The sequence below is a fragment of the Actinoplanes sp. OR16 genome (genome assembly GCF_004001265.1).
Taxonomy (GTDB): Bacteria; Actinomycetota; Actinomycetes; order Mycobacteriales; family Micromonosporaceae; genus Actinoplanes.
Window position 1 is genome coordinate 3,919,555 of sequence record NZ_AP019371.1, and the last position, 22,641, is coordinate 3,942,195.

General features: G+C 70.6%; 20 protein-coding genes. All 20 read left to right on the forward strand.

Going from position 1 to position 22,641, the window contains the following annotated elements; all coding sequences use genetic code 11:
- The 20 genes from EP757_RS18195 (at position 1) to EP757_RS18290 (ending at position 22,621) form a co-directional block, all read left to right on the forward strand.
- On the forward strand, positions 1–2,295 hold the full coding sequence (locus EP757_RS18195) for a penicillin-binding protein 2 (protein WP_127547614.1): 2,295 nt from the start codon (positions 1–3) through the stop codon (positions 2,293–2,295).
- A gap of 57 nt (positions 2,296–2,352) precedes the next feature.
- Positions 2,353–3,873, forward strand: coding sequence for a UDP-N-acetylmuramoyl-L-alanyl-D-glutamate--2,6-diaminopimelate ligase (locus EP757_RS18200; RefSeq protein WP_127547616.1), 1,521 nt, complete (start codon positions 2,353–2,355; stop codon positions 3,871–3,873).
- Positions 3,870–5,249 carry a UDP-N-acetylmuramoyl-tripeptide--D-alanyl-D-alanine ligase gene (gene murF, locus EP757_RS18205; RefSeq protein ID WP_127547618.1) on the forward strand — a complete coding sequence of 460 codons (1,380 nt, stop codon included), beginning with the start codon at positions 3,870–3,872 and terminating at the stop codon, positions 5,247–5,249. Before EP757_RS18200 ends, murF begins: the two co-directional genes overlap by 4 nt.
- Positions 5,246–6,361, forward strand: a complete 1,116-nt coding sequence (gene mraY, locus EP757_RS18210) for a phospho-N-acetylmuramoyl-pentapeptide-transferase (RefSeq protein ID WP_127547620.1) — start codon at positions 5,246–5,248, stop codon at positions 6,359–6,361. Before murF ends, mraY begins: the two co-directional genes overlap by 4 nt.
- Before the next feature lie 1,143 nt (positions 6,362–7,504).
- The gene (locus tag EP757_RS18215) at positions 7,505–8,890 is read left to right on the forward strand and encodes an FtsW/RodA/SpoVE family cell cycle protein (RefSeq protein WP_127547622.1); all 1,386 of its coding nucleotides are present in this window, start codon (positions 7,505–7,507) and stop codon (positions 8,888–8,890) included.
- A complete protein-coding gene (gene murG / locus EP757_RS18220; protein WP_127547624.1) occupies positions 8,887–9,990 on the forward strand; it encodes an undecaprenyldiphospho-muramoylpentapeptide beta-N-acetylglucosaminyltransferase in 1,104 nt (367 codons plus the stop codon). Before EP757_RS18215 ends, murG begins: the two co-directional genes overlap by 4 nt.
- 22 nt (positions 9,991–10,012) lie before the next feature.
- The gene (gene murC / locus EP757_RS18225; RefSeq protein ID WP_127547626.1) at positions 10,013–11,449 is read left to right on the forward strand and encodes a UDP-N-acetylmuramate--L-alanine ligase; all 1,437 of its coding nucleotides are present in this window, start codon (positions 10,013–10,015) and stop codon (positions 11,447–11,449) included.
- Between the two features lie 4 nt (positions 11,450–11,453).
- Positions 11,454–12,221, forward strand: a complete 768-nt coding sequence (locus tag EP757_RS18230) for a cell division protein FtsQ/DivIB (RefSeq protein WP_127547627.1) — start codon at positions 11,454–11,456, stop codon at positions 12,219–12,221.
- 276 nt (positions 12,222–12,497) lie between these two features.
- Positions 12,498–13,616, forward strand: a complete 1,119-nt coding sequence (ftsZ, locus tag EP757_RS18235; RefSeq protein ID WP_127547629.1) for a cell division protein FtsZ — start codon at positions 12,498–12,500, stop codon at positions 13,614–13,616.
- An 8-nt stretch (positions 13,617–13,624) separates the two neighbouring features.
- Complete coding sequence (locus EP757_RS18240) at positions 13,625–14,335, forward strand: YggS family pyridoxal phosphate-dependent enzyme (protein ID WP_127547631.1); 711 nt, start codon at positions 13,625–13,627, stop codon at positions 14,333–14,335.
- Between the two features lie 221 nt (positions 14,336–14,556).
- Entirely contained in the window at positions 14,557–15,267 is a 711-nt protein-coding gene (locus tag EP757_RS18245; RefSeq protein WP_127547633.1) for a cell division protein SepF, read from the forward strand.
- Between the two features lie 23 nt (positions 15,268–15,290).
- A complete protein-coding gene (locus EP757_RS18250) occupies positions 15,291–15,596 on the forward strand; it encodes a YggT family protein (protein WP_127547635.1) in 306 nt (101 codons plus the stop codon).
- Between the two features lie 43 nt (positions 15,597–15,639).
- Positions 15,640–16,452 carry a DivIVA domain-containing protein gene (locus EP757_RS18255; RefSeq protein ID WP_127547637.1) on the forward strand — a complete coding sequence of 271 codons (813 nt, stop codon included), beginning with the start codon at positions 15,640–15,642 and terminating at the stop codon, positions 16,450–16,452.
- A 42-nt stretch (positions 16,453–16,494) separates the two neighbouring features.
- Positions 16,495–17,400 (forward strand): hypothetical protein, encoded by a 906-nt coding sequence (locus tag EP757_RS43405; RefSeq protein WP_197725533.1) that lies wholly within the window; start codon positions 16,495–16,497, stop codon positions 17,398–17,400.
- A gap of 7 nt (positions 17,401–17,407) precedes the next feature.
- On the forward strand, positions 17,408–17,686 hold the full coding sequence (locus EP757_RS18265) for a DUF167 domain-containing protein (protein WP_127547639.1): 279 nt from the start codon (positions 17,408–17,410) through the stop codon (positions 17,684–17,686).
- Positions 17,687–17,910: 224 nt separating this feature from the next.
- Positions 17,911–18,324 carry a TraR/DksA family transcriptional regulator gene (locus EP757_RS18270; protein ID WP_127554304.1) on the forward strand — a complete coding sequence of 138 codons (414 nt, stop codon included), beginning with the start codon at positions 17,911–17,913 and terminating at the stop codon, positions 18,322–18,324.
- A 20-nt stretch (positions 18,325–18,344) separates the two neighbouring features.
- On the forward strand, positions 18,345–18,887 hold the full coding sequence (gene lspA / locus EP757_RS18275; RefSeq protein WP_127547641.1) for a signal peptidase II: 543 nt from the start codon (positions 18,345–18,347) through the stop codon (positions 18,885–18,887).
- Between the two features lie 41 nt (positions 18,888–18,928).
- Positions 18,929–19,813, forward strand: a complete 885-nt coding sequence (locus tag EP757_RS18280; protein WP_232050686.1) for an RluA family pseudouridine synthase — start codon at positions 18,929–18,931, stop codon at positions 19,811–19,813.
- Positions 19,814–19,898: 85 nt separating this feature from the next.
- The gene (locus EP757_RS18285; RefSeq protein WP_232050563.1) at positions 19,899–20,783 is read left to right on the forward strand and encodes a hypothetical protein; all 885 of its coding nucleotides are present in this window, start codon (positions 19,899–19,901) and stop codon (positions 20,781–20,783) included.
- Between the two features lie 200 nt (positions 20,784–20,983).
- Positions 20,984–22,621 (forward strand): AAA family ATPase, encoded by a 1,638-nt coding sequence (locus EP757_RS18290; protein WP_127547647.1) that lies wholly within the window; start codon positions 20,984–20,986, stop codon positions 22,619–22,621.
- Positions 22,622–22,641: the final 20 nt, after the last annotated feature.

Here is a 22,641-nt window from a genome sequence, read left to right on the forward strand (position 1 = left end):
ATGTCGCCGCGAGACGACGAGACACCGCGCCGGGGTACTCAGCCCCGGCGCGGTTCGTCACGTGACCTCCCCGCCGAGGAGCCCGAGGAGACCCCGGGCCGTCGGAACCGCTCCAGCATCGGTGACGCCCGCGCCTACACCCCGCGCGGGCGGACCGTCGCCGAGCGGGGCCGGCTGCCGCGGTCCGGCCGCACCACCGACCCCTTCCGTCCGGCGTTGCAGGTCCTGGACGGCGGCGAGACCCCGCCCCGCGTCCGCGGACGAGGCCGGGACCAGGTCGAGAAGGACGAGCCGGCGACCACGGCCGCCCGCCGGCCGGAGAAGGAGCGGGACAAGGCTGTTCCTCGGACGAAGGAGAGCCCCGCCAAAGAAGGCCGAGCGCGTGCCGGCGGTGCTTCCCCTCGTACCGGGAAGGATCGTGCGGAGAGGGAGCGGGAAGCCGGACGCGGAGCCGGACCTCGACGCAGGCCGCCCGCGCGGTCCGGGCGAGGGCGCCCGGACGACCGCAGGAGCACCGAGAAGCGGGTGCCGGCCGAGCCGCCGAAGCTCGCGAACAGTACCCGGCGGCTGCGCCTCGGGACCGTGCTGGCCCTCTCGTTGTTCGTGACCATCGGGGTACGCCTCGTCGTGCTGCAGGTCGCCACGTCCCCGGACGAGGCCGAGAGCCTGCTGGCCCTGCGCGAGCGGCGCCTCTCCACCGTGGAGCTCCCCGCGCCGCGCGGCAGCATCCTGGACAGCTCCGGCGCGGTCCTGGCGCACAGCGTCGAGGCGCGGTACGTCTACGCCGACCCGGAGAACGCCGGACTCCAGAAGAACATCGCGGGAACGGCCGCCAAGCTCGCCCCGCTGCTCCGCGTGCCGGCCTCCGAGCTGGCCGTCGGCATGGAGCGCAAGCAGTCGCTGGGCCGCTGGCTGAAGTTCCGCTACCTGGCCCGCGGCGTCGACGTGGGGATCGCCGACAAGATCGACGACATGGAGCTGCCCGGCATCTACACGCACACCGACGAGCGGCGTGACGTGCCCGGCAAGGACCTCGCGGCCAACCTGATCGGCTTCACCGGCGACGACCACCACGGGCTCGAAGGGCTCGAGGCCCGCTACGACGAGCTGCTGCACGGCACCGACGGCAAGCGGGTCTTCGAGGTCGGCAAGGGCAGCCTGAACGTGCAGATCACCGGGGGGTACGAGCAGTACACCGCGGCGAAGCCGGGCAACTCGCTGCAGCTCACCATCGACCGCGACGTGCAGTACGAGGTGCAGCGCATCCTCGACGCCGAGGCGGAGAAGAAGAAGGCGACGGTCGCCGGCGCCGTGGTGCTCGACGCGCGGACCGGCGAGGTGCTGGCGCAGGCGAGCTACCCGGCGTACAACGCGGCGAAGCCGGAGGACTCGGACGCGGAGGACCGGGCCGACGTGCCGAGCAGCGTCGTCACCGACCCCGGATCCAGCCACAAGGCGTTCATCTTCGGCGCGGCGCTGCAGGAGGGCGTCATCACGCCCGACTCGACGATGAAGATCGGGCCGGGCCTGGAGCGCGGCGGGTACCCGTTCCGCGACACGCATCCGCAGGACCCCGGCACCGAGATGACCATGCCGGGTCTGCTCGCCTACTCCTCGAACGTCGGCACCATCCTGATCGCCGAGAAGCTCGGCAAGGAGAAGGTGTACGAGTACCAGAAGCTGTTCGGGCTGGGCCAGGCGACCGGTGAGGGCGTCCTCGGCGAGGCCGACGGCCAGCTGCTCGAGCCGAGCCAGTGGAGCGGGTCGGCGTACGGGTCGGTGCCGATCGGGCACAGCGTCTCCGCCACGCTCATCCAGATGGCGGCGGCGTACGGCGCCATCGCCAACGACGGCACCTACATCCAGCCTCAGCTGATCAAGGCGACCATCTCCGGCGCCGACGGCACGGTGACCCCGGCCGCCGCACCGAAGACGCACAAGGTGCTGGATCCGCAGGTCGCCTCGCAGCTGCGGACGATGATGGAGGCCGTGGTCGACGTGAAGGGCGGCACCGGTGGCGCCGCGGCGGTGCCCGGTTACCGGGTGGCCGGCAAGACCGGCACCGGCAAGATGCTCACCGACGGGCAGTACACCAGCCACAACGCCAGCTCGTTCATCGGCATGGCCCCGGCCGAGAACCCGCGGTACGTCATCGCGGTGTCGATGGACGTGGCCACCGGCGGCGGCGGCGACGTGGCAGCGCCGGCCTTCAGCGAGATGATGTCCTACGCGTTGCTCCACTACCGTGTGCCACCGTCCGGTACGAAGCCGCCGACTTTCAAGATCCATCCATGAACCCCTGCCGCATGGCGTTGACGAGAACCTGTGCGGCACGGGGTAGGGTCTGACGCCGTGTCCGGCATTCCCCGACCCACTGACGTCACGCCGTACCCGTTGAGGCAGCTCGCCGAGTTGCTGAGCGCGGAAACGGCGGACGGTGACACTGATGTCACTGGGGTCACTCACAGTAGCGGGGCAGTGCGCCCCGGCGATTTGTACGCGGCGCTCCCCGGCGCGAATCGGCACGGTGCGGAGTTCATAACCGCCGCCGCGTCGGCCGGGGCGGTGGCCGTGCTGACCGACCCGGCGGGCGCCGCCAGGGCCGCGGAGGCGGGGCTGCCCGCGCTCGTGGTGGACGACCCCCGGGCGGTGCTCGGCGCCGTCGCGTCGGCGATCTACGGCGATCCGTCGCGGCGGCTCACCATGATCGGCATCACCGGTACGGCCGGCAAGACGTCCACGTCCTACCTCGTCGAGGCGGGACTGCGGGCCGCCGGCCTGGTCACCGGACTGGTCGGGACCGTGGAGACGCGGCTCGGCGACTTCGTGGTGAAGTCCGTCCGGACCACGCCGGAGGCGACCGACCTCCAGGCGATCCTGGCGGCCGGGGTCGAGCGCGGGGTGTCCGCGGTGGTGATGGAGGTGTCCAGCCACGCCCTCGTGATGGGGCGGGCGGACGGGATCTCGTTCGCGGCGGCCGGGTACACCAACTTCGGCCAGGACCACCTCGACTTCCACCCGACGGCCGAGGAGTACTTCTCGGCCAAGGCCCGGCTCTTCGACGGCCGGTCGGCCGTCGAAGTGCTGAACTACGACGACGACGCCGTCATGCGCTTGAAGCGCGGCGCATCGGTCACCTACTCCGCCTCCGGGAACGTGGCGGCGAGCTGGTGGGCCAGTGATGTGCGGCCGTCCGACTACGGGCAGATCTTCACCGCGCACGGCCCGGGCGGCATCACCGTCGAGACCGGTGTCGCGCTCCCCGGCCTGCACAACGTCGCGAACGCCCTCCTCGCCCTGGCCCTGCTGGTCGGCGCCGGCGTCGACCCGGCCACCGCCGGACGCGGGATCCTGGAGTGCAAGGGCGTGCCCGGCCGGCTGGAGCAGGTGGAGGCGCCCGGCGAGGTCCTGGGCGTCGTCGACTACGCCCACAAGCCGAACGCGATCGTCGCGGCCCTGGCGGCCCTGCGCGAGCTGGCCACCGGTCGCGGTGGTCACCTGATCTGCGTGATCGGCGCGGGCGGCGACCGGGACAAGGGCAAGCGGCCGCTGATGGGCGACGCCGCCGCCCACGGCTCCGACCTGGTGATCGTCACCGACGACAACCCGCGCACCGAGGACCCGGCCGTCATCCGCGCCGCGGTCCGGCAGGGCGCCGAGGAGGCCACCGCGCCGGCGAAGGTCATCGAGGTGGCCGGCCGGCGGGCGGCGATCGCCGAGGCGGTCCGGCTGGCGTCGGCCGGCGACGTGATCGCGGTCCTCGGCAAGGGCAACGAGCAGGGCCAGGAGGTGGGCGGCGAAGTGCTGCCGTTCGACGACCGGATCGAGCTGGCCGAGGCGCTGCTCGCCGCGGCGACGGGAGGCCGAGAATGATCCCCATGACCCTGGCCGAGATCGCCGCGGTCACCGGTGGCGAGGTGGTGAACGCCGCCGGCGACGTGACGGTGACCGGCGGCGTGGAGTACGACTCCCGCAAGGTGGGACCGGGCGGGCTCTTCGTGGCGTTCGCCGGTGAGAAGGCCGACGGGCACGACTTCGCGGCCGGGGTCGTCGCCGCGGGCGCTGCCGGTGTGCTGGCGACCAGGGACGTCGGTGTGCCGTCGGTGCTGGTGTCGGACCAGTTGGCGGCTTTGGCGGCTCTCGCACGACACGTCACGAAAAATCTGGACAAATTGACCGTCGTCGGGCTTACCGGCTCGTCGGGGAAGACGACGACGAAGGACTACATCGGGCAGCTGCTGTCCCGGCTGGGGCCCACCGTGGCTCCGGCGGGTTCGCTCAACAACGAGCTCGGTTTTCCGTACACCGTCCTGCAAGCCTCTGCGGAGACCCGGTTCCTGGTGCTCGAGATGGGTGCGCGGGGAATCGGGCACATCCGCTACCTGACCGAGATCGCCCGGCCGAAGATCGGCGTCGTGCTGAACGTCGGGGCCGCGCACATCGGCGAGTTCGGCTCGGTCGAGGGCACCGCTCAGGCCAAGGGCGAGCTGGTCGAATCCCTGCCCGCGGACGGGGTGGCCATCCTGAACGCCGATGATCCGCTGGTGGCGGGCATGGCGTCGCGGACGGTGGCTCCGGTGGTGCTGACCGGTGAGGCCTCGTCGGCGGCGGTGTCCGCTTCCGATGTGGTGCTCGACGATGCGGGTCGGGCGTCATACGTGCTGAGATCTGCTGAAAAATCCGGACATGTTCGGCTCGCCGTGGCCGGTCGTCATCAAGTCGCGAACACGCTCGCCGCGGCTGCTGTGGCGCTGCACGCCGGCATGGACTTCGACGCGGTGGTGGCGGCGCTCGGCTCGGTCGGCGTCGTCTCCGGCCGCCGGATGGACGTCTTCGATCGGCAGGACGGGGTGCGGGTCGTCGACGACTCGTACAACGCCAACCCCTCCTCGATGTCCGCCGCGCTGCGCGCCTTGGCGTCGATGGGTTCCGGTCGGCGGACGACGGCGGTGCTCGGTTACATGGCCGAGCTGGGCGAATACGAAATATCCGGACATTCTGAGGTCGGCGAGCTGGCCGCCTCGCTGGGTATCGACCGCCTGATCGTCGTGGGCGCGAACGCCCGGCCGATCTTGGACGGTGCTGCCGCGGTCGCTGACCGGTTCTTCGCCGCCGACCAGGCCGAAGCCATCGCCATCCTGGAGAAGGACCTGCGCGCCGACGACGTCGTGCTGGTCAAGGGTTCCCGGTACCGCACGTGGGACGTCGCCGACTGGCTGCGGCGTTCCGAGGAGGTTCAGCCCAAGTGAGGGCAGTAATCGTCGCGGCCGCGGTCGCCTTTCTCATCTCGCTGTTCGGCACCCCGGTCGCGATCAAGGTCTTCTCGGCCCTCAAGGCCGGGCAGCCGATCCGCACCATCGGACCGCAGACCCACCTGGGCAAGCGGGGCACCCCGACGATGGGCGGCGTGGCGTTCATCCTCGCCACGGTCTTCGCGTACGTCGCCGGCCACCTGGCGCTGACCACCCTGCCGGACCGGCAGATCGCCCAGGAGAAGCCGACCATGACCGCCCTGGTCCTGCTCGGTCTCTTCGTGTTCTGCGGCGCCGTCGGCTTCCTCGACGACTTCCTGAAGGTCCGCAAGAAGAACTCGGACGGCCTCAGCGCCAAGGGCAAACTCCTCGGCCAGCTGCTGATCGGCACGGCCTTCGGCCTCGTGGCGCTCAACTTCAAGAGCACCAACGGCCAGACGGTGGCGAGCGAGCACATCTCCTTCATCCGCGACGTGAGCTGGCTGGACGTCGGCAAGGTCGGCTCGGTCATGGTCTTCGTCTTCGTCATCATGGCGATGTCGAACGGCGTGAACCTCACCGACGGACTCGACGGCCTGGCCACCGGTGCGTCGATCCTCGTGCTCGGCGCGTATTCGCTGATCGGCTTCTGGCAGTACCGGCACTGGTGCGGCGACGACGACTACCGCCTGACCAGCGAACTCACCCAGCAGCACTGCTATCAGGTCCGCGACCCCTTGGAAATCGCCATGATCGCGGCGGCCGCCGCGGCGGCCTGCGTCGGCTTCCTCTGGTGGAACACCAACCCGGCCCGCATCTTCATGGGCGACACCGGGGCGCTCGCCCTCGGCGGCCTGATCGGCGGCCTGGCCGTGGCGACCCGCACGACCCTGCTCTCGGTCATCATCGGCGGCCTCTTCGTCATCATCACGATGTCGGTGGTCATCCAGATCATCTCCTTCAAGACCACCGGTAAGCGCGTCTTCCGGATGTCCCCCCTCCAGCACCACTTCGAACTGGCCGGCTGGTCCGAGGTCAACATCGTCGTCCGCTTCTGGATCATCGCGGGCATCTGCGCGGCGATCGGGCTGGGCCTGTTCTACAGCGACCACCTGGCGGTCATGGGCTGATTCGTCGGCTGGCTGTGGCTGGTTGCTGTCCGCACCCGGTACTACGGCAATGGGCCACAGCCGATCTTCGTCGGCTGTGGCCCATTGCTGTCTGGTGGTGGTGAGGGCGGTTGTAGGTGGGGCCGGCCGTCACTTTTCTTCGCGTCGTGCATGCATTCCGTGCGTTGCCAGTGCCAGTGCCAGTGCCAGTGCCAGTGCCGGTGCCAGTGCCAGTGCCGGTGCCGGTGCCGGTGCCGGTGCTGCTGCTGCCGGATCTTGGGTGATTGTCGACCCTCCGATGTTCAAGGTCGCCCAAGATCTGCGGGGGTGTGGCGTCGGGTGCTCCAAGAGCGCGTGGTGGTGTGGGGTGGTGCTCGCGTGTTCCAAGATCGCGGGGGCTGTGGATGGCGTCCGGGCGCTCCAAGATCGCTGGCGGGGCGGGGCGGGGCGGGGCGGGGCGGGGCGGGGCGTGGCGGGGCGTGGCGGGGCGTGGCGGGGCGAGACGTGGCAAGACGTGGCGTGGCGTGGCGCGGCGAGACGTGGCGTGGCGGGGCGAGACGTGGCGTGGCGCGGCGGGGCGCGGCGGGGCGAGACGTGGCAAGACGTGGCGTGGCGGGGCGAGACGTGGCGTGGCGTGGCGCGGCGGGGCGAGACGTGGCGGGGCGTGGCGCGGCAAGGCGAGACGTGGCGACTGCCCTGTGTTCTGGGCGTGGTTGATTGATGGAAAGTTGTGGGGCCCAGAGCACCCGCAGCGCTCCATGAAGCCGAGACCATCCAAGATCGCGATCACTGTCCGCAGCCGTGAGCTGATCACGCTCTTTGCGCCGGCCTGATGAGCGCCGTGAGCCGTGTCGCGAGGCGGCCGTCGATCTCGCGCGGATCTTGGGCGGAATTTGATCCTCTGACGTGCCGGAACGCTCAAGATTCTGGGCCTGGCACACGGCGGGTCCGCCATCGCGGAGGTGGGGCGCGCGAGGTGGGGTGCGGCGTTGGATCCTGGCAGTGGGTGACCGGGTGCGGTGTGGGAGGGACGGGGGTGTGGGTGGCCGGGGGCTTCGGTCGTACGAGAAATCGGGGTCGGGGTGAGAGTGACCTGCGCCGGAACCAGCGCGACACGCCGGGGTGTGACGGTGTGGATGGTGGACATCGGACGATGATGGGGATATGGCGGACGACCGTAACCAGAAGGACCGCCCGTCGCTGAGCCGGCAGCTGATGCCCGCGGTGCACGGGCTGCTCGCTCGGCCCCTCTCGTCCTACTACCTGCTCATCGCCAGTTCCGGGTTGCTGCTGCTCATCGGACTCACCATGGTGTTCTCGGCGACGAGCGTGGAGGCGTACGCGAAGAACGGCAACGCGTTCTCCGAGATCTCCAGTCAGGCGGTCTACGCGCTGCTCGGACTGGTGGCGTTCTGGGTGTGCCAGCGGCTTCCGGCGCAGACGTTGCGGACGCTCGGGAAGTACATCATGGGTGTCGCGGTCGTGCTGCTGGTGATCCTGGCGGTGCTGCACGCCCTGCGATCGGCCGGGATCACGAAGAGCCTGGGGCCGATCAAGGCGGACCTGAACTGGCTGTACTTCGGGCCGGTCAGCATGCAGCCGGGTGAGATCGCCAAGGTCGGCATGGTGCTCTGGGGCGCCGACGTGATCGCCCGCAAGGGGCCGAAGCTGGCACACTGGCGCGAGCTGGCGATGCCGCTGTTCCCGGTCGTCGGGCTGCTGTTCGTGCTCGTCGGCTACAACGACCTGGGCACCATGCTGGTGCTGCTCGCGCTGATCGTCGGCCTGCTCTGGGCGGCCGGGGTGCGGATGCGGTTCTTCGCGGCGCTCGGTGTGCTCGGTCTGGCCGGTGTCAGCCTGCTGATCGCGGCGGCGTCGCGCGGCGCCGGGTCCGGTGCCACCGGGGAACCCAACTACCGGCTGGAGCGGCTCACCAGCTTCATGACGCCGCTCAGCGAGTGCGACATCGACAAGGCCTGTTACCAGATCATCCAGGGCCGCTCGGCGATCTTCGAGGGCGGCTGGTTCGGCGTCGGGCTCGGCAAGGGCGCGCTGAAGTGGGGCTGGGTGCCGGAGGCCGAGAACGACTTCATCTTCTCGATCGTGGCGGAGGAGCTCGGCGTCGTCGGGTGTGCCGTGGTGCTGGCGTTGCTCTCCGTGCTGGCGTACACCGGGTTCCGGATCGCCCGCCGTTCGCAGGACCCGTTCCGCCGCCTCGCCGCCTCCGCGATCACCACCTGGCTGGTCGCCCAGGCCGTGATCAACATGGGCGGGGTGGTCGGGCTGCTGCCGATCACCGGGCTTCCGCTACCGTTCATCTCCGCAGGTGGTAGCGCTCTCGTGGTGACCCTGGCGGCGATCGGCATGCTCGCCTCGTTCGCCCGGGCGGAACCGGATGCCGCGCGAGCGCTGAACGCCCGTCCGACCCCGAGATGGGTGCGACTACTGTGGGCCCCGCTGCCGCCGCTACCCCCGGCGCGGCGCTCGGGTCCGGCGCGTCCGCCGGTCCAGAAGAAGGCAGTCGGAGTGGGGGACGGAAGGAGACGGTGATGAGCCTGCGGTCGGTCGTGCTCGCCGGAGGAGGCACCGGTGGTCACATCTACCCGCTGCTCGCCTTCGCCGACGCTCTGCGGCGCCACTTCCCGAACATCCGGATCACGACGCTGGGCAGCCCGAAGGGCATGGAGAACCAGCTGATCCCGGCGGCGGGTTACGACCTGCGCAACATCCCGGCGTTCCAGCTGCCCCGGTCGCTGAACCTGGATCTGCTGCGCACGCCGGACCGGATGTACAAGTCGGCGCACGCGGCCGGTGAGATCATCGACGAGGTGCAGGCCGAGGTCGTCGTCGGGTTCGGTGGCTACGTGTCGGTGCCGGCGTACCTCGCGGCCTGGCGCCGCGAGCTGCCCATCGTGATCCACGAGGTGAACGTGCCGCCGGGCGTCGCGAACCGGATGGGCATGAAGTTCACCAAGCGCGTGGCGGTGGGCTTCCCGCACCAGCTGGAGCAGGCCGAGTCGCTGCGCAACGCCCGGCTCGTCGGCGTGCCGCTGCGCACCGGCATCACATACATGGACCGGCCGGCCCTGCGCCCGCAGGCCCTCTATCACTTCGGGCTCCGCCCCGACCTGCCGGTGCTCTTCGTCTCCGGCGGCTCGTCCGGTGCCCGGACCATCAACCTGGCCGTCGCCGCCGCCGCGAAACGGCTCGCGCACGCCGGTATCCAGGTGCTGCACGTGCAGGGCGGCCGCAACGACCCGTTCGAGGTGCCGAACGACCTGCCTGTCCCGTACGTGGTGGTCCCGTACCTCTCGGAGATGGAACTCGGCTACGCGGCCGCCGACCTGATGCTCTGCCGCGGCGGCGCGATCACGGTGGCCGAGACCACGGCGCTCGGCATGCCGGCGATCTACGTGCCGTACCCGTACAGCAACCAGGAGCAGCGCCGCAACGCGCTGCCCGTGGTGGAGGCCGGTGGCGGCCTGCTCGTGGACAACAGCGAGCTGACCCCGGACTGGATCGAACGCAACATCATCCCGATCGCGCGGGACCGGCAGCGGCTCGGCGCGATGGGTGCGGCCGCGGCGCGGTATGGACGCCGCGACGGTGACGAGGCGCTGCTGCGCTACGTGCTCGAAGCGGTGAGCTGAAGTTGACTGAGGGAGCAGACCTGTGAACACGGCTGAGCTGACGCCGGCCGGCGAGTTGACCGCCGAGGACCTGGGCAGCGTGCACCTGATCGGCATCGGCGGGGTCGGCATGGCCGGCCTGGCCCGCCTGCTGCTGACCCGGGGTGTCCCGGTCTCCGGCAGCGAGCTGCGCGAGTGGCCGGCCCTCACGGCGCTGCGGGCGCTCGGCGGCACCGTGCACATGTCGCACGTCGCGTCGAACCTCGACGGCGTGGACACGGTCGTCTACTCGACCGCGATCCCGCAGGACCACATCGAGCTCGCCGAGGCGCGCCGCCGCGGGTTGCGGGTGCTGCACCGCTCGGAGGCCCTCGCCGTGGCCATGACGAACCGGCAGGGCATCGCGATCGCCGGCACCCACGGCAAGACCACCACCACCTCGATCATGACGGTGATCCTGCAGCACGCCGGTCAGGACCCGTCGTTCGTGATCGGCGGCGAGATCTCGGCGGCCGGCGCGGCCGGGCACCACGGCACCGGGCCGCACTTCGTGGTCGAGGCGGACGAGAGCGACAAGTCGTTCCTGATCTACCGGCCGCACGTCGCGATCATCACGAACATCGAGGGTGACCACCTCAACAACTGGGGTGACCTGGAGTCGCTGAAGGCCGGGTTCCTGGAGTTCGGCTCGCTGGCCGACGGGTTCGTCGTGACCTGCGCTGACGGTCCGGGCACCGACGAGCTGATCGCGGGGCTCAAGGCCGAGGGCAAGACCGTCTACACGTACGGGGAATCGGAGTCCGCCGATCTCCGGATCAGTGACGTGGTCTCGTCCACCAGTGGTGTGCGATACCAGGCCGTCCTCGACGGCAAGCCGCTCGGCGAGGTGAAGCTGGCGCTGCCCGGCAAGCACATGGGCCTGAACAGCGCGGCCACCGTGCTGACCGCGCTGAAGCTGGGCCTGCCGCTGGACAAGGTGATCGAGGCGCTGGAGTCGTTCCCGGGGGTTCGCCGCCGGTTCGAGCGCAAGGGCATCGCCGCCGGGGTCCGGGTCTACGACGAGTACGCCTACCACCCCACCTCCGTGCAGGCCGCGCTGCGGACGCTGCGGGAGGTGGCCGGCGACGGGCGGCTGCTCGTGGTCTTCCAGCCGTACCGGGTCTACCGCACCCGGGACCTGCAGGCCGAGCTGGCCGAGGGCCTCGCCGTCGCCGACGAGGTGATCTGCATGGAGGTGTTCGGCCCGGGGGAGACCCGCGGACCGGGCGAGGGCGGCCGGGCGCTGACCGCGGCGATCGACCTGCCGGACGACCGGAAGGTCTTCGTGCCGGACTGGGACGACGTGCCGGCCGAGGTGGTCCGCCGCAGCCGGCCGGGCGACGTGGTGGTGACGATGGGCGCGCCGCCGATCTCGCTGATGGGCGACGAGCTGCTGGCCGCGCTCGCCGAGGCCGACCAGCAGCCGGACCTGGCGCGCTGAAGAGGTGACCGGCGGCGGGAACCGTAACTGGCGGCTGGTCCGCGCGAACACCGACGCGGTCCCGTCGTCGGCGCGCCGGTTCATGGCCCGGGCCCGGCAGCGCAAGCTGAAGGCCGCGATGCCGTGGCTGATCGGCGCCGGCGTGCTGCTGGCCGTCGGTGGCCTGGTCTGGCTGGTCTACGGCACCGCGGTGCTCGGCGTGCGCCAGGTCGAGGTGGTCGGCACCGAACTGCTCGATCCCGAGCAGGTACGCCAGGCCGCCGCGATCCCGGACAACCGCCCGCTGGCGAGGGTCGACCTCGGCGCGGCCGGCGCCCGGGTCCGCGAGCTGCCCGCCGTGGACCGGGTCGTGATCAGCCGCAGCTGGCCGTCGACCGTGGTCATCGAGGTGATCGAGCGGACGGCGGTGGCGGCGGTGCCGGCCAAGCAGGGCTTCATCCTGATCGACGACGAGGGTGTGCCGTTCCGGGCCGTCAAGGAGCAGCCGTCCGGGCTGCCGCTGGCCCGGCTCTCGGCGCCCGGCCCGTTCGACACGAACACCGAGTCGGCGCTGGCGGTGCTCGCCGCCCTCAGTGACGAACTCCGCAGACAACTCGTCGCGGTGGCCGTCCCCTCGCCGGTCCAGATCAGGTTGGAGTTGCGGAAGGGCAGGGTCGTCATCTGGGGTGACGACACCAAGAGCGACGAGAAGAGCAAGGTGGCGACCGAGCTGCTGGGACAGAAGGGCGAGGAGATCGACGTGAGCGCCCCGACGGTCGTGACAATTCGGTGATTTTCCATTGAATCCGGACGAAGACTCATGAACGTGATTTAACGGTCGAGGTTACGGGTCAGTCGGATACTCGCCACGTAAGCGGACGCGACACGCCGTCCGGGGTCTTTGGTGACGGCCGGATGTTTGCTTACGTTGCGTCGAGAGGTTTGAGTGGTTGACATAACTCTAAACCTCTAGTAGAGGGTGAGGGTTTCCTCGCCCTCCCTTGTACGGCAGCGGATGTCGAAGTGCGCCGCGACATTCGTCCACCCTGGAAGGGAAGGCTGGAGACCGATGACACCTCCACACAACTACCTGGCGGTAATCAAGGTCGTCGGTATCGGCGGCGGCGGTGTGAACGCCGTGAACCGCATGATCGAGGTCGGGCTCAAGGGCGTCGAGTTCATCGCGATCAACACGGACGCCCAGGCGCTCCTGATGAGCGACGCCGACGTGAAGCTCGACGTCGGCCGCGAGCTGACCCGCGGCCTCGGCGCCGGAGCGCAGCCCGACGTCGGCAAGAACGCCGCCGAGGACCACCGGGACGAGATCGAAGAGGTGCTCAAGGGTGCCGACATGGTCTTCGTCACCTGCGGCGAGGGCGGCGGCACCGGCACCGGCGGCGCGCCCGTCGTGGCGAACATCGCCCGCAAGCTCGGCGCGCTCACCATCGGCGTGGTCACCCGCCCGTTCTCGTTCGAGGGCAAGCGGCGGCAGGTCCAGGCCGAGGCCGGCATCGACGAGCTGCGCAACCAGTGCGACACCCTGATCGTGATCCCGAACGACCGGCTCCTCGCCCTCGGCGACCGCGGCATCAGCATGATGGACGCGTTCCGCCAGGCGGACCAGGTCCTGCTCTCCGGTGTTCAGGGCATCACCGACCTGATCACCACGCCGGGTCTGATCAACCTGGACTTCGCCGACGTGAAGAGCGTCATGAGCAACGCCGGCAGCGCGCTCATGGGTATCGGCAGCGCGCGCGGCGACAACCGCGCGGTCGAGGCCGCCGAGCGGGCCATCTCCAGCCCGCTGCTGGAGCAGAGCATGGACGGCGCCCGCGGCGTCCTGCTCTCCATCGCCGGTGGCTCGGACCTCGGCCTGTTCGAGATCAACGACGCGGCGCAGCTGGTCACCGACGCGGCCCACCCGGACGCGAACATCATCTTCGGCGCCGTGATCGACGACGCGCTCGGCGACGAGGTGCGGGTCACCGTGATCGCGGCGGGCTTCGACGGCGGCACCCCGTCGTACAAGCCGGCCGAGCCGGTCCGCAAGGTCGTCCCGCAGCCGTCGGCGCCGCCGGTCTCCGCGCCGGTGAGCCCGCCGCCGGTGCAGCCGGCCGCGACCCCGCCGCCGCGCCGGGTGCTCTTCGACGACGTGGACGTGCCGGACTTCCTGAAGAACGGCTCGTAGCACTGTCGATGGAACGTGATGAACGGCGGCGGGCCGAGCTCGCCGCCAATCTCGTGCAGGTGAACGACCGGATCGCCCGCGCCTGCGAGGCGGCCGGGCGTCCGGTGGAGAGCGTCACCCTGACCGCGGTGACGAAGACGTACCCGGCGAGCGACGTCGCTCTGCTCGCCGGGCTCGGCATCACCGATGTCGGGGAGAACAAGGACCAGGAGGCGGCGGCCAAGGCCGCCGATCTGACAGCCGCGGGCGTACGCCTTCGCTGGCACTTCGTCGGTCAGTTGCAGCGCAACAAGGTGAAGTCGGTGGTCTCGTACGCCGACGTGATCGAGTCGGTGAACTCGGAGCGCCTGGCCGAGGCCCTCGGGCGGGCGACGGCCGGCCGTGCGGTCCCGCTCGACGTGCTGATCCAGGTCAGCATCGACGGAGACCCGGCCCGTGGCGGCGTGATTGAAAATGATCTTTGGCGGGTATCCGACACGGTGACCTCATCGGACGGTCTCCGGCTCGCCGGCGTGATGGCGGTGGCGCCGCTGGGCTGGGATCCGGACCGCGCGTTCGAGCGACTGGCCCTGCTGGCCGGGGGCTTGGCCGAGCGGTATCCGGGCGCCACGACGGTCTCCGCGGGCATGAGCGGCGACCTCGAGGCGGCCGTACGGCACGGGGCGACACACGTACGGATCGGTACATCTTTACTCGGGATGCGAAACTCGCTGCGGTAGCCTTGCGCCGGGCAGCAAACTACACAGGTGTTGTTTTGCGCGACGGGTGAACCACCTCGGTGGCCGTCGCGTCTTACGACGCGGCGTCGCAGCGAGTCGTGGGTCCGAATCGGATCCGTGTGTTCGGCTCGCACAAGGGGGGACGCGGCACGCCGAAGGGGGCGCGCGCCGCACAGCGGACACGGAGGTGGGGGCATGGACGCTCGGCAAGGAGGGCTGGCATGAGCGCATTGCGTAAGGCAGGCGTTTGGCTCGGCCTCGTCGAGGAGGACGACGACCGCGGGTACGACGACCGCGGCTACCGGGAGAGCTCCTACCGTGACCGCGGGCGGGAACGGGAGCGTGACCGCTATGCCGGCGATCGCGACCGCTACGCCGACGAGTTCGCCGAGGACGACGACGAGGAGGAGCGCGCCGTTCCGCGGGCGCGGTCCGAGCGCACCCGCCTCGACCGGGTCTCCGCCGCGCGTGCCGACCTGGACCGGGAGGAGAGCGAGCGCCTCGATCGGGCGAGCGTGCGCTCCATCACCCGGCCGCAGCCGGCGCCGGAGCAGAGCAACGCCATGTCGTACTCGACCCGGGACAATCTCGCACTCAAGCCGCAGCAGCAGGCCCAGCCCCAGCCGCAGCCGCGTCAGGTGGAGGAGGAGCAGCGGTACCAGATCACCACGCTGCACCCCACCACGTACCGGGAAGCGCGCACCATCGGCGAGCACTTCCGCGACGGTGTGCCGGTCATCATCAATCTCACCGAGATGGATGAGTCGGACGCCCGCCGGCTGGTCGACTTCGCTGCCGGGCTGGCTTTCGGTCTTCGCGGTACGATCGAGCGCGTGACCAACCGGGTTTTCCTGCTCTCACCGGCGAATGTCCAGGTCACCGCAGAGGACAAGGCCAAGATCGCTGAGGGCGGCTTCTTCACTCAGAGTTGACCCGAACGAGGGATCCGCCGAACGTGCTGTCGATCGTGTTCCAGATTCTCTATATCTCGCTGTACCTCTTCTTCGTGGTGCTGCTGGCCAGGTTCGTGCTGGGTGCGGTACTCCAGTACGGACGACGGTGGCAGCCCAGCCGAGGTGCGTCCGCCGGACTCGAATCGGTGTGGAGCGTCACGGATCCGCCCCTCAAGGCGTTGAGGCGTGTGATCCCACCGCTGCGCATTGGTAACGTGAGTTTGGACCTGGCTTCCATCGTGCTGCTGGTTATCCTGTTCGTGCTCATGAACTTCGTGCTGGTTCCACTGATCAAGACATACAGCTAGACAGCAGCCCCAACCGCGGCCGCGACTGACCCGAGGAGTTTCGATGCCGCTGACCCCGGCCGACGTTCATAACGTCGCCTTCAAGAAGCCCCCGATCGGCAAGCGGGGGTATGACGAGGAGGAGGTCGACGCCTTCCTTGACGAGGTCGAGCGCGAACTCGCCCGTCTGATCGAGGAGAACAACGAGCTGCGCGCCCAGGTGGAGCGCGGTGGCCGGGGTGGCGCGCCAGTGGCCCCGGGTGCCGATCCCCGCATGGCTGCCGAGCTCAACGACCTGAAAGCCCAGCTCGACCGCGTGCAGCGGGACAAGTCGGCGGCCGAGCAGGCCGCGCGTCAGATGCAGGCCGAGCTCGAGCAGGTCCGCGCGCAGGGCCCCGGCCCGGGCGCCGGTGCCGCGGGCGCCGACGGCGAGCAGCAGGCGCTGCGGGTGCTCATGATGGCCCAGCGCACCGCCGACGACCACGTGTCCGACGCGCGCCGCGAGGCCGACAAGCTTCTCTCCGACGCCCGTTCCAAGGCGGAGGAGGTCACCCGCGAGGCGCGGGCCAAGGCCGACGCCCTCGAGCGGGACGCTCGCCAGCGTCACCAGGAGGCCATGGGCGGCCTGGACGCGAAGCGGACCGCGCTGCAGAAGCACATCGAGGAGCTGAAGCAGTTCGAGCGGGAGTACCGCACGCGGCTGAAGGCGTACCTCGAGAGCCAGCTGCGTGACCTGGACGGTCGTGGTCAGGGCCTGGAGGCCGAGCTGACCCGCGCCGACTCGGGCCGCGCCGTCGGCGGTTCCGGCGGTCTCGCCGCGGCCGGCCTCGCCGGCTCGTACGGCGGCCGTGCCAACTCCATCGAGTCGGGCCGCTGACCGAAACCCCCGGTCGAAACCGTACCGCGACGAGGATGAGCCATGATCGTTGCTAGTCTCCTGCTCATCCCCGTCGCGGTGGTGTTTCTCGCGCTCGGTTTCATCAACGGATCAAGCAGTCTTCTGATAGCCGCGATCGTGGTCAGCCTGCTCATCGCGGTGGCCCTGGTCCTCTCGGCACGCCAGGCGGCCACCCGGCGGGTCCCGGCGCGGGAGTCCGACCGGCTCCGCGACCCCGGCTGGGAAGAACGCCCCGGGCCGATGCCCGAGCCCCAGACGCCGGACTCTCCGCAGTACTCCTCGTCGGCCGAGTACTCCGAGTCGGCCGCTTACTCCCCGTCCGCGCAGTACGCCGAGTCCGCCCAGTACGCCGGTGGCGAGGACTCCTCGGATCCCTACGCCGGAAATTCTGCCTCGGCGGAGACGACGTTCGCAGGCGAATCAGCGCTCGCCGATCAGGTCGGCGCTGCCGTGCCCGAACCGGAGCACCCGGGGCCCGCTGACGACGAAGAAGCCTGGGAACCGGCCGAGCGCGCACACTATGCCGATTCCGACTCCGCACCCGATTACGACCACGCGGCCTCCACGATCGGCGCGGCCCGCGCCCCCGAGTCGGAGGATCCCTCGTGGCGTCGCCCGGCCGAGGCGGAGGACCGCAGCGACGAGGGTCAGCAGCCCGACGAGTTCGGCGAGCCGGACGACGACGACCCGGACGACGAGCCCCTGCCGCAGTCGGTGCGACCGGCCGACGCCGTTCTCGTGGCCCGGCTCGACGCCGAGGTGCTCGTGGTCGACGGCCGTCCCCGCTATCACATGGCGGACTGCCCGCACCTGGTCGGCCGGCTCACCGAGCCGCTGCCGGTGAACGAGGCGGTCGAGCTCGGCTTCAGCCCGTGCGGCCTGTGCCGGCCGGTGGACCGGCTGGTCGCCGCCGTAGCCCCGCACTGATCAAGCGATGAGGACCGTCGCGGTCAGGGTCAAGCCCGGTGCCGGCCGGGATCGTGTCGGCGGCCGCTATGACGGACCGCACGGACCCGCCCTGATCGTCGCGGTGAGCGCCCCCGCGGTGGACGGCCGGGCCACCGAGGCGGTCCGCCGGGCGCTCGCCAAGGCGCTGGGTGTCCGGCCCGCCGGCGTCGAGCTGAAGATCGGCGCGACGAGCCGGGACAAGGTCTACGCGGTAGCTGCTCCACCCGAGGAGTGGGAGCCACGGCTCGCCGACCTGCTCTACTGACTCGTGGTAATCGGTGGGTCACGTGAGGTGTATCGTCGTACATCCGACGGCCCGGCGACGGTTGTCGGGACACCTTCACCTTCCGTATCCTTGCCACCCTCATGAGTGGCCGGCTGTTTCCCGCCGCGCCGTTTGTGCAGTTGAGGGAAGATCTACGGCGGCGACCCCCTGAGGGCAAGACCAATCAGCTGACCGCCGCGCCGAGCGCGGCCGAGGGAGCGACGATGGCCAAGGCAACCGACGTCCGGTCCGGTGCGTCCGCCGCTGAGCGGAGCCGCAGCGCGGCGGAGACCGACGAGATCCGGCAGGCTCTGGTCGCGCGGCTCGCCGAGCTGCAGGCCGAGTACGATCAGTCGCTCAGCGAGATCACCGAGCTGCAGCGCGAGCGGGTCGCCGACTCGGCCGGGGACGACCAGGCCGACACCGGGACCAAGACGTTCGAGCGGGAGCAGGAGATCACGCTGGCCAACAACCTGCTCGAGCGGATCACACAGGCGGAACGCGCCATCGAACGGCTCGGGACGGGCAACTACGGTTGGTGCGAGCGGTGCGGTAACCAGATCCCGGTCGAGCGGCTGGCGGCGTTCCCGTCCGCGACGCTCTGTGTCTCTTGTAAGCAGTTGGAGGAACGACGCTGAACGCCGACGAGCCGGCGACCGTGAAACCGCGGTTCGCCCCCCGCGCCGTGGCCGTGCTGGCCGCGACCGCTGTGATCGCCGTCGCGGTCGACCAGTGGGTGAAACACCTCTCCACCGAGAACCTGGAGCCGGGTGAGCCGGTCCGCATCCTCGGGGGCCTGGTCTACCTCTCCCTGTTCCGTAACGGCGGGGCGGCGTTCAGCCTGGGCAGTGACTACACCTGGGTCTTCCCGCTGATCACGCTCATCGTGGTCGGCTGGATCGGCTGGATGGCGAGCCGGCTGCGGTCGGTGCCGTGGGCGATCGCCCTGGGCCTGGTGCTCGGCGGCGCGCTGGGCAACCTCGGCGACCGGTTGTTCCGGGCGCCCAGCTTCCTGCACGGTCACGTGGTCGACATGATCAGCGTGTTCGGGCCGAACGGGCAGTACTTCGCGATCTTCAACATCGCCGACAGCTGCCTCAGCGTCGGTGTGGTGCTGGCGGTCCTGCTCGAACTGACCGGCCGTCAGCGGGACGGCAGCAGAGTGATCAGCGCTAAGAAGAAGACGGAGGAGCCGGCGTGAGCGGGCAGCGTTCCTTGCCGGTTCCGGACGGCCTCGACGGGATGCGCCTCGACCAGGCCGTGTCCCGGCTCTTCGGGCTCTCCCGCACGGCGGCGGCCGACCTGGTCGAGTCCGGTGACGCGCTGGTCGACGGCGTGGCCCGGCCGAAGTCGGAGAAGGTGGCGGCCGGTTCCTGGCTCGAGGTCACCCTCCCGGCGCCGGTGGCGGCCCCGGCGATCGTCGCGGCGCCGGTGCACGGCATGAAGATCATCTACAGCGACGACGACATCGTCGTGGTGGACAAGCCGGTCGGTGTGGCGGCCCACCCGAGCCCCGGCTGGACCGGTCCGACGGTGATCGGCGGACTGGCCGCGATGGGGCAGAACGTGGCGACCAGCGGCGCCGCCGAGCGACAGGGCGTGGTGCACCGGCTCGACGTCGGCACCACCGGGCTCATGGTCGTCGCCAAGAGTGAGATGGCGTACACGGCCTTGAAGCGGGCGTTCAAGGAGCGCGAGGTGGAGAAGCGGTACCACGCCGTGGTCCAGGGTCACCTGGATCCGCTGCGCGGCACCGTCGACGCCCCGATCGACAGGCATCCGACCTCGGACTGGAAGTTCGCGGTGATGTCCGGCGGCAAGCCGAGCGTGACCCACTACGACACGCTCGAGGCGTTCCGGTCGGCGAGCCTTGTCGACGTGAAGTTGGAGACCGGGCGTACGCACCAGATCCGGGTGCACTTCTCGGCGTTGCGGCACCCGTGCGTCGGCGACCTCACCTACGGCGCCGATCCCACCCTGGCGGCCAGGCTGAAACTGGACCGTCAGTGGCTTCACGCCCGCGAGCTGGCTTTTCTTCATCCCCGGACGCACGATGAGGTCCGCTTCGTCAGCGACTACCCTGACGACCTGAAATACGCGCTGGACGTCCTGGAGGACGCCGGCTGACGAGTCGGGAGTTACCGTGGGCCCCGCGCACCAGTGGCGGGCAGTCCTCTTCAGGATCGGGGGCGGCTCGCTCCGGTCATTGATCATGACCGGCGTGGCGCTGGCGGCCATCCTGACGCTGATCTCCGCGTTGATCTGGGCCGATCCCGAGCTGCCCGCCGACGAGTCCGTCGGCGAGGTGGTCCGGGTCGGCGTGGTCGAGGGCCAGTCGGTCAGCGGCTATGCCGCCTCGGCGCGGCAGGAGGTGGCCGCGCTGGGTGCCGCCGGTGACACCTGGGCGCTCATAACCTTCACGGGGTACGCCGGACCGTCCCGCCTTCCCGCCTTACTCGCCGGAGCCGCGGTGGCCCAGGTCTACACCCGGGTGCCGCTTGCCGGCACCCGGACCGAGGTCAGCCGGATCCCGGTCTATCGGCTGCCCGGCGACGTGATCGACGGCATGCTCGCGGCAGCGGTCGCCCGGGACCGTGAGGTGGCCGAGTACCGCAGGCTCGGTGAGGCGCTGACCGGGGACGGCAAGAACGAGAAGCGGCTGCGGGACGCCTATGAGGTCGCGGCGCGGACGGCGGCGCAGGAGGCGTCGGCGTACCGGGCGGGGTGTGATTGTGTCTTCGCGGCAGTGGTGCGAGCGAAGCCCGAGGTGCTCAGTGCTCTCGCCGCGGCTCCGGCCGTGCGCGTCGTCGACCCGGCGCCCGAGGTCCGGCAGCTGGACCGGACCGAGTTCCGCCCGCCGCTGCCGGAGGAGGAGACTGCCGTGCCATCCCCGTCGGCCTCCGTTGCCACCGGCACACCCGCGCCTATACCGTCGTCGATCGGGGTCCCTGTGACATCCGCCTCACCCGAAAGTTCGACTGAAGCCCCGCCCGTTTCCGTACTCCCCTCGGAGTGGGCGATTGCCGTACCCTCTGCGGCGGACGTGAGTCCTGTTCGCGACGGGTTCGGCACACCCTCAGGGACGTCCGGCCGTTAGTTTTCTCGACCGAAAACGTTCGGGTGGATGCACGGACGACGACCAGCGTGCCGCTATGTGATCAAGAACGTCCGGGGGATGGGCGGTCGGCCGGTGGCTCGAATAGGGTCTCGTCCGTAGCCTGTCACGGGGCGACAACATCGCCCATCGGGTGACCATCGCCGAGGATGACAATCGGGTAGGCGCAGAAAGGACGAGCCGTGGACGGGACCGAGACCGGCTGGGGCCGGCCTGCGGAACCAGCCCCGCGCTGGCGGGCGCTGCTCGACCGGGCCCGGCATGGCAGCCGCAGCGAGGAGCCGGAGGAGACTCCGCAGCACCAGGAGCCGCAGCAGCAGTCGCCGTGGGGCCAGCAGCAGCCCGGCCAGCAGCAGCCGGGCCGTGGTGCGGCGCCGGTGGAGCGCCGGCCGTTCAACCCCCTCGACCCGCGTGCGCAGGCCGCTCCTGAGCGCCGCGCCCCCGAGCCACCTCCCGCCGAGCGCCCGATGCCGCAGCGGCCGATCAATCCGCTCGACCCGCGCTGGCAGGCCCGTCGTGAGCCGGAGCAGCCGGCCAGTTACTTCGATCCGGGCGCGCGGCCTTCGCCCGCGGCGCCGCCGCAGCCTCAGCAACCCCCGCAGGCGCCGGCGCGCGATTATGGCGCGGCCCCTTCGTCGTACGGGTCACCCGCCCGTGATTACCCCGCCAACGGCTACGCGGCGCCGCCCCCGGCGAACGGCTATCCGGCCACCCCGCCCCCGGCGAACGGTTATGCGGCGCCGCCGGCGGCCGCCGCCTACGGCGCTTCGGCGTACGCGCCTGCTGCTCCGCCTCCGGCTCCTCCGGCAGCGCCCCCGGCCGCCCCGGCGCCGTCGACGGCCTATCCTCCGGCGCCGGCCGGTCCGGCGTACCCCCGCAATCCCGCCGCTCAGGGGCCCGTCGTGCCCCCGCAGGCCGCGCCGCGCATCCCGGTCGCCCAGCCCGCGCCGGTCTCCCCGGCGGCGCCCGCCGCCGGCGCCCGGATCGAGTGGCGGCAGACCCGGGTGGAGGACGGGGTCGACCGCGCCGCCTCGGTGCTGCGGCGCAAGCTCGGCAAGCCCCGGGTGCTGGCGTTCGCCAATCCGAAGGGCGGCGTCCACAAGACCACCGCGACGGTGCTCGCCGCGGCCACCATCGGCAGCGTGCGCGGCCGTGGCGTGCTGGCCTGGGACGACAACGAGCTGCGCGGCACGCTCGGCCTGCGGGCCGGCAGCGCCCGGCACGCCCGGACCATCAAGCACCTGCTCGCCGACCTGATGCGGATCGAGAACCTGCACGGCGACGCGCTGCTGCAGGAGCTCGACGCCTACCTGCGGCACGCCTCGGACGGCTCCTACGACGTGCTGGCCGGCGAGGAGAACCCGCGCTTCGCCCAGCGGCTCGACCAGGGGACCGTGCGGCGGGTGATGGACCTGCTGCGCCGCACCCACGACGTGATCTGCGTCGACACCGGCAACAACGTCGAGAGCGTCAACTGGCAGACGGTGATGCGCACCGCCGACCAGCTGGTGATCACCACGGTGCCGCGGGAGGACGCCGCGTTCACCGCCGACTGGATGCTCGACGTGCTCGAGGAGAGCGGGATGGGCGACATGGTGGCGAACGCCGTGACGTTGATCTCGTGCCCGTCGCCGGGTCATCTGCCGCTGCTCGAGGACTTCAAGAAGCACTTCGCCACGCGGACGAGGGCGGTCGCGGTCGTGCCCTACGACCCGGCGCTGGAGGTCGGCTCCTCGATCGAGTACGGGGACCTGCAGGCCGAGACGAGGCAGGCCTGGTTGCGGGCCGCGTCGACGATGCTGGAGCCGTTCGCCGAGTAATATTCTGGGCCGTCGACGTA

Excerpts from the sequence above, each read along its gene's own strand:
- EP757_RS18270 (WP_127554304.1), top strand. The coding sequence starts at position 17,911 with ATGGCCAAGGCAACCGACGTCCGGTCCGGTGCGTCCGCCGCTGAGCGG.
- EP757_RS43405 (WP_197725533.1), top strand. The coding sequence starts at position 16,495 with ATGATCGTTGCTAGTCTCCTGCTCATCCCCGTCGCGGTGGTGTTTCTC.
- EP757_RS18285 (WP_232050563.1), top strand. The coding sequence starts at position 19,899 with ATGACCGGCGTGGCGCTGGCGGCCATCCTGACGCTGATCTCCGCGTTG.
- EP757_RS18215 (WP_127547622.1), top strand. The coding sequence starts at position 7,505 with ATGGCGGACGACCGTAACCAGAAGGACCGCCCGTCGCTGAGCCGGCAG.
- EP757_RS18195 (WP_127547614.1), top strand. The coding sequence starts at position 1 with ATGTCGCCGCGAGACGACGAGACACCGCGCCGGGGTACTCAGCCCCGG.
- ftsZ (WP_127547629.1), top strand. The coding sequence starts at position 12,498 with ATGACACCTCCACACAACTACCTGGCGGTAATCAAGGTCGTCGGTATC.
- EP757_RS18265 (WP_127547639.1), top strand. The coding sequence starts at position 17,408 with ATGAGGACCGTCGCGGTCAGGGTCAAGCCCGGTGCCGGCCGGGATCGT.
- EP757_RS18255 (WP_127547637.1), top strand. The coding sequence starts at position 15,640 with ATGCCGCTGACCCCGGCCGACGTTCATAACGTCGCCTTCAAGAAGCCC.
- murF (WP_127547618.1), top strand. The coding sequence starts at position 3,870 with ATGATCCCCATGACCCTGGCCGAGATCGCCGCGGTCACCGGTGGCGAG.
- EP757_RS18245 (WP_127547633.1), top strand. The coding sequence starts at position 14,557 with ATGAGCGCATTGCGTAAGGCAGGCGTTTGGCTCGGCCTCGTCGAGGAG.
- EP757_RS18240 (WP_127547631.1), top strand. The coding sequence starts at position 13,625 with ATGGAACGTGATGAACGGCGGCGGGCCGAGCTCGCCGCCAATCTCGTG.
- EP757_RS18280 (WP_232050686.1), top strand. The coding sequence starts at position 18,929 with ATGCGCCTCGACCAGGCCGTGTCCCGGCTCTTCGGGCTCTCCCGCACG.